15 protein-coding genes are annotated in these 15,483 nt (G+C 70.8%); 12 read left to right on the forward strand and 3 right to left on the reverse strand.

Annotation, left to right across the window (positions count from 1 at the left end):
- Window positions 1-86 precede the first annotated feature (86 nt).
- The gene (locus tag ACPYN5_RS12910) at window positions 87-740 is read right to left on the reverse strand and encodes a helix-turn-helix domain-containing protein (RefSeq protein ID WP_424449390.1); all 654 of its coding nucleotides are present in this window, start codon (window positions 738-740) and stop codon (window positions 87-89) included.
- Between the two features lie 52 nt (window positions 741-792).
- Between ACPYN5_RS12910 and uraD the strand changes: the two genes are divergently transcribed.
- The 6 genes from uraD to hpxO all read left to right on the forward strand — a co-directional run bounded on the left by uraD (window position 793) and on the right by hpxO (window position 5,643).
- A complete protein-coding gene (uraD, locus tag ACPYN5_RS12915) occupies window positions 793-1,302 on the forward strand; it encodes a 2-oxo-4-hydroxy-4-carboxy-5-ureidoimidazoline decarboxylase (RefSeq protein WP_424449391.1) in 510 nt (169 codons plus the stop codon).
- Complete coding sequence (uraH, locus tag ACPYN5_RS12920; RefSeq protein ID WP_424449457.1) at window positions 1,293-1,619, forward strand: hydroxyisourate hydrolase; 327 nt, start codon at window positions 1,293-1,295, stop codon at window positions 1,617-1,619. Before uraD ends, uraH begins: the two co-directional genes overlap by 10 nt.
- Window positions 1,620-1,751: 132 nt before the next feature.
- Window positions 1,752-2,705: an ABC transporter substrate-binding protein gene (locus tag ACPYN5_RS12925; RefSeq protein WP_424449392.1), complete on the forward strand. Its 954-nt coding sequence runs from the start codon at window positions 1,752-1,754 to the stop codon at window positions 2,703-2,705.
- An 18-nt stretch (window positions 2,706-2,723) separates the two neighbouring features.
- Entirely contained in the window at window positions 2,724-3,635 is a 912-nt protein-coding gene (locus ACPYN5_RS12930) for an ABC transporter permease (protein WP_424449393.1), read from the forward strand.
- A gap of 11 nt (window positions 3,636-3,646) precedes the next feature.
- The gene (locus tag ACPYN5_RS12935) at window positions 3,647-4,468 is read left to right on the forward strand and encodes an ABC transporter ATP-binding protein (RefSeq protein WP_424449394.1); all 822 of its coding nucleotides are present in this window, start codon (window positions 3,647-3,649) and stop codon (window positions 4,466-4,468) included.
- Window positions 4,465-5,643, forward strand: a complete 1,179-nt coding sequence (gene hpxO / locus ACPYN5_RS12940; RefSeq protein WP_424449395.1) for an FAD-dependent urate hydroxylase HpxO — start codon at window positions 4,465-4,467, stop codon at window positions 5,641-5,643. The genes ACPYN5_RS12935 and hpxO overlap by 4 nt, the downstream gene beginning before the upstream one ends.
- A 30-nt stretch (window positions 5,644-5,673) precedes the next feature.
- Here hpxO and ACPYN5_RS12945 read toward each other — a convergent pair whose 3' ends face one another.
- A complete protein-coding gene (locus ACPYN5_RS12945; RefSeq protein WP_424449396.1) occupies window positions 5,674-6,192 on the reverse strand; it encodes an adenine phosphoribosyltransferase in 519 nt (172 codons plus the stop codon).
- Between the two features lie 78 nt (window positions 6,193-6,270).
- Between ACPYN5_RS12945 and ACPYN5_RS12950 the strand changes: the two genes are divergently transcribed.
- Together ACPYN5_RS12950 and ACPYN5_RS12955 are read left to right on the forward strand one after the other, a co-directional pair.
- Complete coding sequence (locus ACPYN5_RS12950; protein WP_424449397.1) at window positions 6,271-7,974, forward strand: glycoside hydrolase family 13 protein; 1,704 nt, start codon at window positions 6,271-6,273, stop codon at window positions 7,972-7,974.
- Between the two features lie 15 nt (window positions 7,975-7,989).
- Window positions 7,990-9,000, forward strand: coding sequence for a LacI family DNA-binding transcriptional regulator (locus tag ACPYN5_RS12955; protein ID WP_424449398.1), 1,011 nt, complete (start codon window positions 7,990-7,992; stop codon window positions 8,998-9,000).
- Window positions 9,001-9,003: 3 nt separating this feature from the next.
- Here the strand turns inward: ACPYN5_RS12955 and ACPYN5_RS12960 are convergent, their stop codons facing one another.
- Window positions 9,004-9,654, reverse strand: a complete 651-nt coding sequence (locus tag ACPYN5_RS12960; RefSeq protein WP_424449399.1) for a TetR/AcrR family transcriptional regulator — start codon at window positions 9,652-9,654, stop codon at window positions 9,004-9,006.
- A gap of 124 nt (window positions 9,655-9,778) precedes the next feature.
- Here ACPYN5_RS12960 and ACPYN5_RS12965 point away from each other — a divergent pair, with 124 nt between their 5' ends.
- The 4 genes from ACPYN5_RS12965 to ACPYN5_RS12980 all read left to right on the forward strand — a co-directional run bounded on the left by ACPYN5_RS12965 (window position 9,779) and on the right by ACPYN5_RS12980 (window position 15,430).
- Window positions 9,779-10,870 carry a zinc-binding dehydrogenase gene (locus tag ACPYN5_RS12965; protein WP_424449400.1) on the forward strand — a complete coding sequence of 364 codons (1,092 nt, stop codon included), beginning with the start codon at window positions 9,779-9,781 and terminating at the stop codon, window positions 10,868-10,870.
- 109 nt (window positions 10,871-10,979) lie between these two features.
- Window positions 10,980-12,194, forward strand: a complete 1,215-nt coding sequence (locus tag ACPYN5_RS12970) for an amidohydrolase (RefSeq protein ID WP_424449401.1) — start codon at window positions 10,980-10,982, stop codon at window positions 12,192-12,194.
- Window positions 12,191-13,180 carry a hypothetical protein gene (locus ACPYN5_RS12975; protein ID WP_424449402.1) on the forward strand — a complete coding sequence of 330 codons (990 nt, stop codon included), beginning with the start codon at window positions 12,191-12,193 and terminating at the stop codon, window positions 13,178-13,180. Before ACPYN5_RS12970 ends, ACPYN5_RS12975 begins: the two co-directional genes overlap by 4 nt.
- 186 nt (window positions 13,181-13,366) lie before the next feature.
- Window positions 13,367-15,430, forward strand: coding sequence for an APC family permease (locus ACPYN5_RS12980; protein WP_424449403.1), 2,064 nt, complete (start codon window positions 13,367-13,369; stop codon window positions 15,428-15,430).
- Window positions 15,431-15,483: the final 53 nt, after the last annotated feature.

The following is a 15,483-nucleotide window of genomic DNA, read 5'->3' on the forward strand; positions in this document are numbered from 1 at the left end:
GGATCTGGAAGTGAAGCTATGGGTTAACGTCTCCCCGCGGGTTTCGCCGATGTAACGACGATGTGAAGGTCGGAGCCGCTGCCGGTTCAGCCCGCGGTCGGCCCGCCCGTCGGACCCGAGGCGCCCACGACGGTGAGCCAGGTCGCGACCGCGACGCTCTCGGTGCGGTTGGCCACGCGGTGCGGACGGGATGCCGCGAACGACAGCGACTCGCCCGGTCCGAGCTCGACCTCGCCGTCGGCGAACTCGAAGGTGAGCGTGCCGGTCACGACGCGCCCGCTCTCGTAACCGGCGTGCACGAGGAGGCCCCCGTCGGCGCTCGAGCTCGCGCCCGGCGGGTAGGTCGACTCGAAATGCTCGACCCCGGCGATCGGGACGGGGGTGAGGCGGCGGTAGGTGACGCCCTCGCCGAGGTGTGCGGTGGTCTCGGTGCCCGCGCGAGCGATGAACACGCCGGGGACGGGTTCGTCGAGCTCACCCGGGGCCTCCGGATCGGGCACCGCGGCCACGGCATGGTCGTCGAAGATCACCGACACCGGAGCACCGAGCACGCCGACCAGCTCCACCAGCCGGTGGACCGAGGGCTGCATCGCCCCCGTCTCGATCTGCGAGAGGGCGCTCGCGGAGATGCCCATCTCCTGCGCCACCGATGCCAGTGAGCGTCCCGTCCGGGTGCGCAGAGCCCGGAGGCGGCGCCCGATCGAGACGGGCAGGTCGGTCTCGGCGCGCTGCGGGTCCACGGCACGATGATATGTAACGCGGCAGAAACGCGGCGTCAGTACGGTGACGCGCATGCATCTCGACGAGTTCCACGCCCTGAGCGCGGACGAGGCCCGGCGCGTCGTCGCCGTCTGGGCTCCCATCCCGCACTGGGTCGACACCCTGGTCGCGGGCCGCCCGTATCGCGATGTGGCAGACCTCGTCGCCGCGGCCCGGGAGGCCGCGACCGGCTGGGACGCCACCGACCTCGACACCGCGCTCGCGCATCATCCCCGCATCGGCGCACGCGTCGACGAGCCCGGCGCGGAGGGCGACGCGTCGCGATCCGAGCAGGGCGCCATGCGGTCCGCATCCGCCGACGACGCCGCCGCCATCGCCGCCGGCAACCAGCGGTACGAGGATCGGTTCGACCGGGTGTTCCTCATCCGGGCGGCGGGCCGCACTCCGGGTGAGATGCGTGCCGAGCTCGAGCGTCGCCTCGGCAACGACGACCGCACCGAGACCGCCGAGGCGCTCGGCCAGCTCGCCGAGATCGCCCTGCTGCGCCTCGCACAGACCGTCACCGAGGAGGGATCCGCGTGACCCACCTCACGACCCACGTCCTGGATGCCGCTGCCGGCGCGCCCGCGTCGGACGTGCCGGTCGACCTCGTCGACGACCGCGGCGTCGTCGTGGCGACCGGGGTCACCGACGCGGACGGCCGGCTCTCCCTCGGACCCGACCGCCTCGAACCCGGCACCTACGCGCTGACGTTCGGCACGGGCGAGCACTTCGCGCGCACCGGCACCCCGACGTTCTATCCGCGAGTGACCGTCTCCTTCTCGGTCGTCGACGACACGCATCTGCACGTGCCGCTACTGCTGAGCCCGTTCGGATACTCCACCTATCGCGGCAGCTGACCGGACGGGCCGAGCACGGCTTTAAGCAGTGGCTTAACAAAGTCGTTACACGGCCTTCACCTCGCGAGCGATCGAGAACCGTTGAATGACGACAGTCCCCCGCACCGTCGCCCTCTTCCGATCGGAACCTTCATGCGCGCTCGTTCGCCCCGCGTCGCCCTCGTGGCCGTCGCATCCCTCGCCGCCCTCGTCCTCACCGGCTGCAGCTCCGGCGGCGCCGACGCCGCGGGAGGCGACGAAGTCGAGACCGTCAAGATCGGCACGCTGCGCGGCCAGCCGCACTTCTACCAGCCGTTCCTCTACGCCGATCACGCCGTCGACGGCGTCGAGTTCGAGGTCGTCACGCTCGACACCACTCCCGCCCTCTCCGATGCCCTCGTGTCGGGAAGCATCGACTTCGCGATCACCGGCGTCACCCCGACCATCTCCTCGATCTCGCAGGACCGCGACCTGAGGATCGTCGCGAGCGCCGCGGACGGCGGCTCGGGCTTCATCGGCAACGGCGAGACCTCGCTCGCCGAGCTCGAGGGCTCGCAGATCGGCATCGTCCAGGGCTCCGCCCAGGAGGTCGCGCTGCGGCTGCTCATCGAGGACGCCGGCATGACCCCCGAAGACTTCGAGCTGACGCCGATCCCGGTCCCCGAGATGGCATCGGCCTTCGCGAGCGGTGACATCGCCGCCTTCATGGGCGTCGAGATCGGCGTCTCGATCGCGAAGGCGAACGGCGGCACGGAGGTGGTCGATCCGTACTCCACCGCGATCGGGCGCGTGAACATCGGCCTCGTCACGACCGGCGAGCTGATCGAGGAGAACCCCGAGCTGGTGCAGCGCGTCGTCGACACCCACGCGGCCACGACCGCCTACATGGCCGACAACATCGAGGAGTGGCTGCCCGGCATGGTCGAGGAGTTCGGCGGCGACGAGGAGGTCTTCACCTCGGCGCTCGAGAACTTCTGGCTGCGGTCGGACCTGTCGGAGGAGTACGTGGGCCAGCTCGAGGCCCTCGCCGAGGCCATGACCTCGATCGGCCTCATCACCTCGACGCCCACCGCCGACGACATCGTCGACACGACCTTCGCCGACTGACCCGCGGGGAGACGCGCCATGACCGACACCGCCACGTCCGGCCGCTCCGGGGACGCATCCGGCGCCACCGGAGCGCCCGAGGGCGCGCCCGTGCGGCGCCGCCCGCCCGCGCGGCGACCCAACCAGCGGGCGGCGCTCTACCGGTTCCTCCTCGGGCTTCCGGTGCCGTTCCTGTTCCTCGTCCTCTGGCAGGTCGGCCGCGACCAGGAGTGGGAGATCCCGTTCGTCGGCATCCGGATGGCGTTCCTGCCGACGCCGGCCGAGGTCGTGACGTCGCTGTGGGACTACGGCTTCGGCGGCGTGAACGACGACGCCTTCTCGACGGACCTCTGGGTCGACCTGGGGACCTCGGCGTTGCGCGTGCTCGTCGGCTTCGGGATCGCTGCGGCCATCGCGATCCCTCTCGGCATCGTGATGGGCCGCTCGTACACGATGGACGGCTTGTTCGACCCGTTCATCAACCTCTTCCGTCCGATTCCGGCGACCGCCTGGGTGCCGCTGGTCGGGTTGCTCATCGGCTGGGGCGACCAGGCGACGATCTTCCTCATCGCGCTCTCGGCCTTCTTCCCGATCGTCCTCGGCGCCATCAGCGGTGCGAAGGAGGTGCCGCAGCGCCTGGTCGAGGCCGGCCGGATGCTCGGCGCGCGGCGCGGCGAGATCCTGACCCAGGTGGTCGTGCCCGCCTCGGCTCCCGCCATCATGAACGGCCTGCGCGTCGGTCTCGGCATCGCCTGGGTCGTTCTCGTGCTCGGGGAGTCGGTGGGCGTGAACGTGGGCCTCGGGTCGGCCATCATCCTGGCCCGCGACGTCGTCCGCACCGACATGGTCGTGGTGGGCATGGTGACCATCGGCGCCGCCGGCTTCCTCTCCGACCGCATCCTCGTCTGGGTCTTCCGCCTCGCGACGCGCGGCCGGCCCCTCATCAAGTGACTGGAGCGACGATGACCGACATCACCTCCCCCGCAGCGGACGCCGCTGCCGCAGACGCTTCGGCCGCCGTCGAGATCGTCGATCTCGGCAAGAGGTACGGGCCCGAGTGGGCCGGAACCCAGGCGGTCGCCGGCGTCGACCTGAGCATCGCCTCGGGCGAGTTCGTCGCGATCGTCGGCGCGTCCGGCTGCGGCAAGAGCACGGTGCTGCGCATCCTCGCCGGGTTCGAGGACGCCAGCAGCGGATCCGTCACCGTCGGGGGCGCGCCCGTGACCCAACCCGGCCCCGACCGGGGAGTGGTGTTCCAGGACTACGGGCTGTTCCCGTGGCTCACCGTCCGCGAGAACATCGCCTACGGCCCGCGGCGCCGCCGCCTGCCGCGCGCGCGGGTGAACGAGCTCGTCGACCGGTTCATCGGCGCGGTCGGGCTCACCCGCTTCGCGGCGAAGTACCCGGGACAGCTCTCGGGCGGGATGCAGCAGCGCGTCGCGATCGCCCGCGTGCTGGCGAACGAACCCCGGGTCCTGCTCATGGACGAGCCCTTCGGCGCGCTCGACGCGCTGACCCGCTCCGACTTGCAGGCCGAGCTCAAACGCATCCACCTCGAGACGCGGACGACGGTGGTGTTCATCACGCACTCGATCGAAGAAGCGGTCTTCCTCGCCGACCGGGTCGTGGTCATGACCGGCGGCGCATCGCACGGCGTCCCCGGCCACATCAGCCGCATCGTCGAGATCGACCTGCCCGGACAGCGCGACACCCTCTCTCCGGCCTTCACCGAGTACAAGCGTGTGATCTCCGACCTCGTCCACGAGCAGGTGACGGCTGCGTGAGGGTCATCGTGATCGGCGCCGGCATCGGCGGGACCAGTGCCGCGATCGCTCTGCAACGGCTCGGGCACGACGTCGTCGTCTACGACCGGATGCGGGAGAACCGCCCCGTCGGCGCCGCGCTGTCGCTGTGGTCGAACGGCGTCAAGGTGCTGAACTGGCTCGGGCTGGGCCCCGAGGTGGCGGCGCTGGGCGGCGCGCTCGATCACATGGCGTACCGCGACGGCATCACGGGCGAGGAGCTGTGCCGGTTCTCCCTCGCCCCGGTCGAGCAGCAGACCGGCCAGCGCGCGTACCCCGTCGCCCGGGCCGACCTGCAGAGCCTGCTCATGGACCGTTTCGGCGCCGACCGGATCCGGCTGGGCATACAGCTCGTCGGGATCTCGGACGACGGCGAGACCGTCACCGCGACCTTCGCCGACGGCACGACCGACACCGCCGACATGCTGATCGGCGCCGACGGCGCCCGGTCGTTCACCCGCGACTACATCACCGGCGCCGAGGCGCCCCGGATCGAGCGGACGTACGCGGGATACACGAACTACAACGGGCTGGTGACCGCAGACGCGCGCATCGGGCCGGACGACCAGTGGACGACCTACGTGGCCGAGGGCAAGCGGGCGGCGGTCATGCCGATCGCGGACGGGCGGTTCTATTTCTGGTTCGACGTCCCCCGCCCCGCCGGGGATGGGGGCGACCCCCTCGCCGAGCTGCGGGAGGCATTCGATCACTGGGCCCCGGGCACCCGGGCGTTGCTCGAGGCGATCGAGCGCGAGGGGTCGCTGAACCGCGTCGAGATCTGGGACATCGACCCCTTCGACACCTGGACCCGCGGGCGCGTCGCGATCCTCGGCGACGCGGCGCACAACACCACGCCCGACATCGGTCAGGGCGCGTGCTCGGCCCTCGAAGACGCCTTCGCGCTCGCGATCGCGGTCGCGACCGACACCGTGTCGATCGAAGACACACTGCGGCGGTATGCCGCCTCGCGCGTCGAACGGGCCGGAGACCTCGTGCTGCGGGCTCGCGCCCGGGCCGTCGAGACCCACGGATTCGACCCGCAGGTGACCGAGGCCTGGTACCGCAGCCTCCGCGGCACGGACGGCGCCGGCATCATCCGCGGCATCGTGGGCAACATCGCGGGCAGCCCGATCAACCTCGGCGCGGGCGTGCTCTGAGGGGCGCCGACGCGGATCGGCGGACGCGGATCAGACGCGGAAGATGGTGTGCACCGGACCGCAGACGTCCTGTCCGCCCAGGTCGGTGAGCTCCATCAGCACGGCGGTCCCGACCGTGCGGTGACCCAGCCCCTCGAGCAGCCGCTGAGCCGCGCGCAGCGTGCCGCCCGTGGCGAGCACGTCGTCGACGAGCAGCACACGGGTGCCGCGCGGCAGGTCGTCGGCCATCTCGATCGTGGCCTGACCGTACTCGAGGTCGTACGAGACGGATGCCGCGGGACGCGGAAGCTTGCCGGCCTTGCGGATCGGCACCATGCCGACGCCGCTCGCGGCGGCGACGGCGCCCGCGATGAGGAAGCCTCTCGCCTCGACACCGGCGACGACGTCGAACTCGCGGGCGAAGGGCGCGATGATCGCGTCGATGACGGTGCGCAGCGCGGTCGCGTCGGCGAGCAGCGGCGAGATGTCGCGGAAGAGGATGCCCGGTTCGGGGAAGTCCGGGATGAGCGCGATGAGCGACTCGGCGTGCTCGAGAGGATCGGAGGTCACCGAACAACACTAGGCCCCCGTCGCCGAGCCGGCGGCGGCGGGGCTCGCACTGCAAGCGCTTGCACTAGAGTGAGCGCCATGACCTCCTCCACCGTGGACACGGCGACATCCACCCTCGCGGCGATCGGGACCTCCCGGCCCGGCGCCGAGTGGTGGCGAACCGCCGTCATCTATCAGATCTATCCCCGCTCGTTCGCCGACGCATCGGGTGACGGCATCGGAGACCTCGCCGGCATCACCTCCCGCCTGCGCGACCTCGCCGACCTCGGTGTTGACGCCGTGTGGCTGAGCCCCTTCTTCCGGTCACCGCAGAAGGACGCCGGCTACGACGTCGCGGACTACTGCGACGTCGACCCACTGTTCGGCACCCTCGCCGACTTCGACACGATGCTCGACGAGGCGCACGCCCGCGGCATCCGCGTCATCGTCGACCTCGTGCCGAACCACTCGTCCGATCAGCACGCGTGGTTCCAGCGGGCGCTGACTGCTGAGCCCGGCAGTGCCGAGCGCGCTCGCTACATCTTCCGCGACGGCAAGGGCGAGAACGGCGACGAGGCGCCCAACAACTGGGAGTCGGTCTTCGGCGGCCCGGCCTGGACGCGCACGACGAACGCCGACGGTTCACCCGGCCAGTGGTACCTGCACCTGTTCGACTCGACGCAGCCCGACTTCGACTGGGCCAACCCCGAGGTGGGCGACGAGTTCGAGCGCATCCTGCGATTCTGGCTCGACCGCGGCGTCGACGGATTCCGCGTCGATGTCGCCCACGGGCTCGTGAAGTCCGACGGTCTCCCCGACTTCGTGCCGGCCGAGGACGCCGGGTCGATGGGCGGCGACAGTGTGGACGTTCCCTATTGGGGCCAGGAGGGCGTGCACGACATCTACCGCCGCTGGAACCGCATCCTCGCCGAGTACGAGGGCGATCGCGCGCTGTGCGCGGAGGCCTGGCTGCCCACCGTCGACGACACGGCGCTGTGGGTCCGCCAGGACGAGATGCACCAGGCGTTCAACTTCCCCTACCTGCAGACCGAGTGGGACGCCGACCACCTCACCGAGGTGATCTCGGAGTCGCTGCGGGCCTTCCCCGCCGTCGGTGCGCCCGCCACCTGGGTGCTGTCGAACCACGACGTCGTTCGCCACGCCTCACGCCTGGCGCTGACGGCGGAGAACCCGCAGGGTTACGGGCTCGGACCCGACTCCCCCGGCCAGCCGGACGCCGTCGTGGGCCTCGCCCGCGCCCGGGCCGCGACGACCCTGATGCTGGCGCTGCCCGGGTCGGCGTACCTCTACCAGGGCGAGGAGCTCGGTCTTCCCGAGGTCGTGCACCTGCCCGACGACGCACGACAGGACCCGACCTGGTTCCTCACCGGCGGCGAGCGCTACGGCCGCGACGGATGCCGTGTGCCGATCCCGTGGCAGGCCGACGCGCCCGCCTACGGCTTCAGCCCGACCGGAGCCTCGTGGCTGCCGCAGCCCGAGGAGTGGAACGTCCTCGCGCGCTCGGTCCAGGAGGGCGACCAGGCCTCGACGCTGACGCTGTACCGCGAGCTGCTCGCGGCGCGGCGCCGTCACGACCTCGGCGCCGGTTCGCTCGAGTGGGTCGACCTGCAGCTGGGCGACGACGTCGTGGCGTTCCGCAACGGCGACGTCCTGGTCGTCGCCAACACCGGCACGAGTGCGGTCGCGCTGCCCGCCGGTGAGATCCTGGTCTCGAGCGTCGCCGACCTCGGCGACGGAGCCCGACTGCCCGTCGACGCGGCGGTCTGGATCCGCGCGAACTGACGAGAGGGGCGGGGGATGGTCGGCATCGACGACGTCGCGCGACGCGCGGAGGTCTCGACGGCGACCGTCTCCCGCACCCTCAGCGGCCGGGGTCCGGTGTCGCCCACGACGCGCGAGCGCGTGCTGCGGGCGGCATCCGACCTCGGCTACGTCGTCTCGTCGGCGGCGTCGAGCCTGGCCTCGGGACGCACCCGCAACATCGGGGTGCTCGTGCCGATGCTCGACCGCTGGTTCTTCTCACGCGTGCTCACCGGCATCGCGGCGACGCTCCAGCGCGACGATTACGACGTCGCGCTCTACGCGCTCACCGCCGAGGCCGACGAGCGCAGCCGGGTGTTCGCGACCTCGCTGCGGCGTCAGCGCGTCGACGGGGTCATCGTCGTCTCGATGGCCCTCGCCCACGACGAGATCGCACAGCTCGGCGACCTCGGCCTGCCGGTCATCGCCATGGGCGGGCAGCTGGCCGGCCTGCGATCCCTCACCGTCGACGAGATCGAGGTGGCCCGCACCGCGACCGAGCACCTCCTCGGCCTCGGTCATCGCGACATCGCCCACATCGGACTGCGCCCGCAGTTCGAGGGAGACTTCCACATCCCCTCGCAGCGCCGCCGCGGCTTCGAAGCGGCCCTCGCCGACGCCGGTCTCGCGCCGCGCGGCGACCGGTTCGCCGCGGCCGACTTCACGATGGCGGGAGGTCACGAGGCGGCGACCCGGCTGCTCGAGGACCCGGATGAACGGCCCACCGCGATCTTCGCCGCATCGGACGAGATGGCCATCGGCGCGATGCTCGCGGCCCGCGAGCTCGGGCTGCGCGTGCCCGAGGACGTGTCGATCGTCGGGGTCGACGGCCACGACCTCGGGGCGTTCTTCGGGCTCACCACGGTCGACCAGTTCCCGGGCAGGCAGGGCGAGCGTGTGGCCGCAGCCATGATCGCGGCGCTGCGCGGTGCGGCATCCGAACCGCCGGTCGACCTCGACTTCGCGCTCGTCGAACGGTCGAGCACCGCGCCTCCCGCTGCGGGATGACCATCACTCCGCGGCGTCGCCCGGGGCGACCGCTCTCGCGGCATCGTCATCGGCGGTGAGCCAGGCCGGAAGCAGCTCGATGATGGCCTTCGCGGTGACCTCGGCGTCGGGCTCGGCGTCGGCGACGACCCAGCCCTGCAGGATGCCGATGATCCCGCCGGCGAGGAAGTTGCTCGCCGCGCCGATGAACTCCGCGGTCGCGTCGGGCCGCTCGGCCCGGATGCTCTGGCCGAGACCGACGGCCGCATCCTCGATCAGACGCTCGCGCAGGCGCTCGGTCGCCGGCGCCGACAGCGCGTAGACGAAGAACTCCCGTCGGAGCCGGAGAGCGCGCAGGAGCTCGGCGATGCCCGTCTCGGTGATCAGTCTGCGACCCATCGAGCGCTCCGACCTGCGCGCAACGTCGCGCCTTCCGATGTCGTCGAAGATGCCGTCCACGACCCGCACGACGATGTCGCCGATGTCGGCGAAGTGCGTGTAGAACGTGCTGCGCCCGACGCCCGCGGCAGCGCACACCGCCGAGACCGACACATCCTGCTCGGAGCTCAGCAGATCGCCGAGCGCGTCCGTCAGTCGCTCGCGCGTGCGGGCAGCCCGGTGATCCGCCGTGGCGCCGAGACCGCGACGCCGCGCCTCCTGATCGGTGACGTCCATGCCCTCATCCTGCCCGGTCCTCCGATAGACATGTGTCTATCGGAGGGCTAGCGTGAGGTCGGCCTCCTCGGACCCGCGGGTGCGTGAGGTCTCCAGCTATCAGCCCGAGAACACAGGAGTTCACATGAAGGCATCAGTTGTCCGCGAATTCGGCGGCGGCTTCCACACCGAGGACGTCACGCTGGCCCAACCGATCGGCCGCGAGGTCCTCGTCGAGGTCAGGGCTTCCGGTCTCTGTCATTCCGACGAGCTGGCGGCGAACACCAACCTCGGCTACGCCGTCCCCGCCGTCTTCGGACACGAGGTCGCCGGGGTCGTCACAGCCGTCGGCGATCAGGTCCGCGATGTCGCCGTCGGGGATCACGTCGTCGGGTGCCTCGTGCAGTTCTGCGGGGCGTGCACGAACTGCCTGACCGGAAAGGTCGGGCTGTGCGAGAACCCCGACGCCACCGTCCGCCCCGGACGCATCCACGACGCCCACGGCGCCGAGCTCAACCAGGGCATGGGCCTCGGCGGCTTCGCCGAGTTCGCCCTCATCCACGAAAACCAGCTCGCCGTCGTCCCGGACGCGATCCCCTTCCCACAGGCTGCGCTCCTCGGGTGCGGTGTCGTCACGGGCGCCGGCGCGGTGATGAACACCGCCGATGTCCGACCGGGCCAGACCGTCGCGATCATCGGCAGCGGTGGTGTCGGCACGAACGCCATCAGCGGCGCCGTCGTCGCGGGTGCGTCGAAGATCATCGCGATCGACCTCACCGACGAGAAGCTCGAGAACGCCCGGCTCTTCGGTGCCACCCACACCGTGAACTCGAGGACGACCGATCCGGTTGTCGCGGTGAAGGAGATCACCGGTGGCCGCGGGGCCGACTACGTCTTCGACTTCGTCGGAGCCCCCGGCGTGACGCGATCGGGCTTCGACATGCTCGCCCAGGGCGGCGGCCTGTATCTCGTCGGCGTCCTCGACCCCGCCAACCACATCGACATCTCCTCCTTCGAACTCCTCGGCGGCCGCAAGCGCATCGAAGGCGTGTACATGGGCTCGACGAACCCGAAGCGCGACATCCCGATGATCGCCGAGCTGTACCTCCAAGGGCGGTACCGGCTGGACGAGCTCGTGTCGAAGACCATCTCGATCGACGAGGTCGAGGAAGGGTACGCATCGCTGCGCGATCCCAGGATCAACCGCGTCGTGATCACCTCGTTCGGCCGCGACTGAGGTCCCCCGGACCGGAGCAGAGCGGCGCCTGCGGGTGGGGGCCCGGGGTCGTTCCCGGAGCCCCGACGGACGCAGGCGCCGTGCAGGCGCCCTCCCGTAGGCTCGGGACATGGCCTTGGACCTCGACGCGCTCTACACCGACCTGCACCGTCACCCGGAACTGTCGTTCCAGGAGACGCGGACGGCAGCCGTGATCGCAGCCCGGCTCAGCGAGCTCGGCCTCGAGTACGAGGAGGGCATCGGCCGCACCGGTGTCGCGACTGCGATTCGCAACGGCGACGGCCCCGTCGTGTGGCTGCGCGCCGACATGGACGGCCTCCCCGTTCCCGAGCAGACCGGCCTCGAGTACGCCTCGACCGCGCGTGGGATCGACCCGGCAGGCACCGACGTTCCGGTGATGCACGCCTGCGGTCACGACATGCACGTCACGGCGCTGCTCGGCGCCCTCGAGCGTCTCATCGCGACGCGCGAGGAGTGGTCGGGGACGATCGTCGCCGTCTTCCAGCCCGCCGAGGAGTACGGCGCCGGCTCGCAGGCCATGATCGCCGACGGCGTGCTCGACCGGTTCCCCCGGCCCGACATCGTGCTCGGCCAGCACGTCACGCCCCTGCCGGCCGGTGTCATCGGCGTCCGGCCCGGTACGCAGATGGCCGCATCCGACGGTCTGAGCGTCGTGCTGCACGGCCGCGGCGGTCACGGATCGCGTCCTCACTCCACGATCGACCCCGTCGTCATGGCCGCCGCCACCGTCATGCGCCTGCAGACGGTCGTCTCGCGCGAGGTCGACCCGCGCGATGTGGCCGTCGTGACGGTCGGATCGATCCATGCCGGGCTGAAGAACAACATCATCCCGGCCGAGGCGAAGCTCGAGCTCAGCCTGCGCTATCCCGACGACGCCGCACGCGAGCGCGTGATGGCGAAGGTGGAGCGGATCGTGCGCGCCGAAGCCGCGGCGTCGGGCGCTGAGACCGAGCCCACGATCACCGTCGACCACACCCTGCCCCCCACCATCAACGACCACACCGCGACCGCGCGCCTGACCAGCGCGTTCGTGCGCGAGTTCGGCGAGGGCAGCGTCGTCGACCCCGGCATGTTCACCGGCAGCGAGGACGTCTCGTGGTTCGCCCGCGAGGCCGGCGTGCCGCTGGTGTTCTGGTTCTGGGGCGGCGTCGACCCGCAGAAGTTCGCGGATGCCGTCGCGGCGGGCACCGTCGAGCGCGACATCCCCACCAACCACTCCCCGTTCTTCGCGCCCGTGATGCACCCGACGATCGAGCGCGGCGTCGAGAACCTCGTCGTGGCAGCCAAGGAGTTCCTCGCATGAGCGACCCCAACGACCCTTTCGCCGATTTCGAGCCGTACGAGCCGCCGGCCAAGCCCGACCGCGCCAAGCGCGAGAAGGCGCCGCGCGAGCCGAAGGCGCCGCGCGAGCCCCGTGAGCCGCGCCCGCCGCGCGAGCCTCGTGCCAAGAAGCCCCGCATGAGCCGCGAGCCCGGACCCAAGCGCGAGAAGGCGCCGCGTACGGCCCCGGTCATGGCGGGCTGGGCCGACGAGCGACCCGAACCTCGGCCCCAGCGCGACGCCCGCGGCGGTGACGACGGCGGCGACCGTCGGACCCTCGTCATCCTGTCGAGCATCGCGGGCCTGCTGGTGGTGGCGGTCGTCGTGGTGTTCGTGATCTACCTCATGCAGCAGGCGCAGCAGCAGGAGCCCGCGGCGGAGCCCGTGCCGACGGCACCGGCGACGCAGTCGATCCCGCAGCAGTCCGGCGCGCCGCAGCCGTCCGCGAGCCCGAGCGCTCCGGCCGCGACGGCGGGGGTCGCGGTGACCGCGGACGGGTTCACGATCACCGACGCGAGCGGCTCGACCACGTTCACCCACGCATGGGCGGATGACGCGGCGCCGGCCGTCGCGGCGCTGACCGAGCTTCTCGGCGCGCCCCCGACCGAGGACTTCCAGAACGGCGACGCCGAGAACTACGCCTACGACATCTACGTGTGGGAGGGCTTCCGGCTCTACGACGTGTTCCTCAGCGAGGGCAACCGTCCGCGCGCCGAGGTTCCGGCACCGACCTTCATCTCGTACGACTCCGACATCGACGTGCCCGTGACCGACGACTTCGGCGTGGGGCTCGACATGTCGGCCGACGAGATCGCCGCTCTCGGTCCCGACTCCGGTCAGGGCGGGACGTTCGTGTTCGGCTCCGACCGCAACACGTTCTACCAGGACGGTCAGCGCCGCTTCGGCGCCGCCGTCACCGTCGAGGGCAGCAAGGTCACCGTGACGTACACCTTCCGCGCCGGTCGCTGAGTCGGCCGCCCGACGCGCCTCCTCGCGCGGCGCCGTCGCCGTGCCGCGATGCAAGGGATCGTCACGGACACGCCGCGGCGCGGCATCCGCTCTCGGCGCGTCGTGATCGATTCGTTGCATCCGCGCACGGGACAGGACGACACAGCCCGGCGCGGCGAGATTGCGCAGGATGCTGCGCCAGGCGTAATGTCGCCCGCCGTGACCACTGACAGTCGCGAACCGGGCGAGGAATCCACGCCCATCGCGAAGCGCATCCTCATCGGCGACCCGCTCGACTCCGAGAAGCTCGACGACCAGCTCCTGCCCAAGCGGCGAGCACTGCCGATCTTCGCCTCGGACGCCCTGTCATCGGTGGCCTACGCACCGCAGGAACTGCTGATGATCCTGGCGATCGGCGGCACCGCGATGCTCGCGTTCAGCCCGTGGGTGGCGCTGGCGGTCGTCGCGCTGCTCGTGGTCGTGGTGCTCAGCTATCGCCAGCTCATCAAGGCGTACCCGTCGGGCGGCGGCGACTACGAGGTCGCCCGTACGAACCTCGGCGAGAAGGCCGGTGTCGTCGTGGCGGCGGCACTGCTGGTCGACTACATCCTGACCGTCGCCGTCTCGGTGGCATCCGGTGTCGACAACATTATCTCGGCGCTGCCCGGTCTCGCCCCATTGCGGGTCGAACTGGCGGTCGGGTTCGTCGTGCTGATCATCGTCGTGAACCTCCGCGGGGTGCGGGAGGCGTCGTCGGCGTTCGCCGTGCCGACCTACATCTTCATCGGCTCGGTCGCGGTCATGATCGTCACAGGACTCGTCCGCGTCGCGGCCGGCGATGCCCCGGTCGCCTCGAGCGCGCAGTACGCGATGGAGGCCGAGAGCCTCAGCCAGGTCGCGCTCATCCTGCTGGTCCTCCGTGCGTTCTCGAGCGGATGCTCGGCGCTCACCGGGGTCGAGGCCGTATCGAACGGCGTCCCCGCCTTCCGCGCCCCGAAGATCGCCAACGCGCAGACGACCCTCGTCATGATGGGCACCATCGCCATCCTGCTGTTCTCGGGTCTCACGGCACTGGGACTGATCGCCGGCGTCCACTACGCCGAAGACCCGTGTGCTCTGGTCGGCTTCGACTGCGTCAACCAACCTCAGCCGAGCCTCATGGCGCAGATCGCTGCGGCCACCTTCGGTATGGGCTCGATCCCGTTCTTCATCATCCAGGCGGCGACCGCGTGCGTGCTGCTGCTGGCCGCGAACACCGCGTTCAACGGGTTCCCCCTGCTCGGCGCGGTACTGGCCCGCGACGGCTACGCCCCGAAGTCGCTCAACACCCGCGGCGACCGGCTCGTCTTCTCGAACGGCATGATCATCCTGGGCCTGGCGGCGATCCTCGTCCTGGTCGTGTTCCAGGCCGACCTCACGACGCTCATCCAGCTCTACATCATCGGCGTGTTCGTATCGTTCTCGCTCGGCCAGGTCGGGATGGTCAAGCACTGGCGCCGCGAGCTGCGGCTGCTGCATCCGTCGGCCACCGCCGACCGGGCAGAGGCGCGCCGCGGTCTCGTGATGAACGGCATCGGCGCGACCTTCACCGTCGCGGTGCTCCTCATCGTCACGGTGACGAAGTTCACCCACGGCGCGTGGCTGGTGTTCATCGCGATCCCGATCCTCGCGTTCCTCATGGTCGGTGTCAGCCGCTACTACCGCGACGTCGAGCACGAGATCGCGATGGATGACGACGTGCACTTCGGGTCATCGGGCGATGTGGCTCTGGTGCTCGTCAGCCGCCTGCAGAAGCCGGTCGCGAAGGCGATCGACTACGCCCTGTCGGCCAAGCATGACAAGACCATCGCCGTGCACGTGGCGGTGTCGAAGGAGTCGGCGCAGGAAGTGCAGACCGATTGGGAAGTGCACGGGATGCCGATCCCGCTCGTCATCATCGAGTCGCCGTACCGGCAGTACGCAGCTCCCCTGGCCGCGTTCATCCGCAAGTACCGCGAGAAGCACGGCTCGTCGGTCGTGACGGTCTACCTGCCGCAGTACATCGTCGGCCACTGGTGGGAGACGTTCCTCCACAACCGCCGCGCGCGCCGCATCGCGCAGCAGCTGATGATGGTCCACGGCGTCCAGATCACGCTCGTGCCGTGGCTGCTCGACTCGTCGGAGATCGTCTACGGTCGGCGATCCCGCCCCCTGCCGGGCGATGACCGCGCCGGCCGCGCCTCGGCCACCTACGGGCTGGTGGCCCACACCGAGTCGCCCGACGAGCGCTGATCCGGCCGGGTCGCGCGCCGGGCTGACGCGAGAACGTACCCTCGCCACGAGAA

The organism is Microbacterium arborescens, from assembly GCF_049707515.1.
In the GTDB taxonomy this organism is placed as follows: domain Bacteria; phylum Actinomycetota; class Actinomycetes; order Actinomycetales; family Microbacteriaceae; genus Microbacterium; species Microbacterium arborescens_B.

Excerpts from the sequence above, each read along its gene's own strand:
- ACPYN5_RS12930 (WP_424449393.1), top strand. The coding sequence starts at position 2,724 with ATGACCGACACCGCCACGTCCGGCCGCTCCGGGGACGCATCCGGCGCC.
- ACPYN5_RS12960 (WP_424449399.1), bottom strand. The coding sequence starts at position 9,654 with ATGGACGTCACCGATCAGGAGGCGCGGCGTCGCGGTCTCGGCGCCACG.
- ACPYN5_RS12970 (WP_424449401.1), top strand. The coding sequence starts at position 10,980 with ATGGCCTTGGACCTCGACGCGCTCTACACCGACCTGCACCGTCACCCG.
- ACPYN5_RS12955 (WP_424449398.1), top strand. The coding sequence starts at position 7,990 with ATGGTCGGCATCGACGACGTCGCGCGACGCGCGGAGGTCTCGACGGCG.
- ACPYN5_RS12965 (WP_424449400.1), top strand. The coding sequence starts at position 9,779 with ATGAAGGCATCAGTTGTCCGCGAATTCGGCGGCGGCTTCCACACCGAG.
- ACPYN5_RS12980 (WP_424449403.1), top strand. The coding sequence starts at position 13,367 with ATGTCGCCCGCCGTGACCACTGACAGTCGCGAACCGGGCGAGGAATCC.
- uraD (WP_424449391.1), top strand. The coding sequence starts at position 793 with ATGCATCTCGACGAGTTCCACGCCCTGAGCGCGGACGAGGCCCGGCGC.
- ACPYN5_RS12925 (WP_424449392.1), top strand. The coding sequence starts at position 1,752 with ATGCGCGCTCGTTCGCCCCGCGTCGCCCTCGTGGCCGTCGCATCCCTC.
- ACPYN5_RS12950 (WP_424449397.1), top strand. The coding sequence starts at position 6,271 with ATGACCTCCTCCACCGTGGACACGGCGACATCCACCCTCGCGGCGATC.
- ACPYN5_RS12975 (WP_424449402.1), top strand. The coding sequence starts at position 12,191 with ATGAGCGACCCCAACGACCCTTTCGCCGATTTCGAGCCGTACGAGCCG.
- ACPYN5_RS12935 (WP_424449394.1), top strand. The coding sequence starts at position 3,647 with ATGACCGACATCACCTCCCCCGCAGCGGACGCCGCTGCCGCAGACGCT.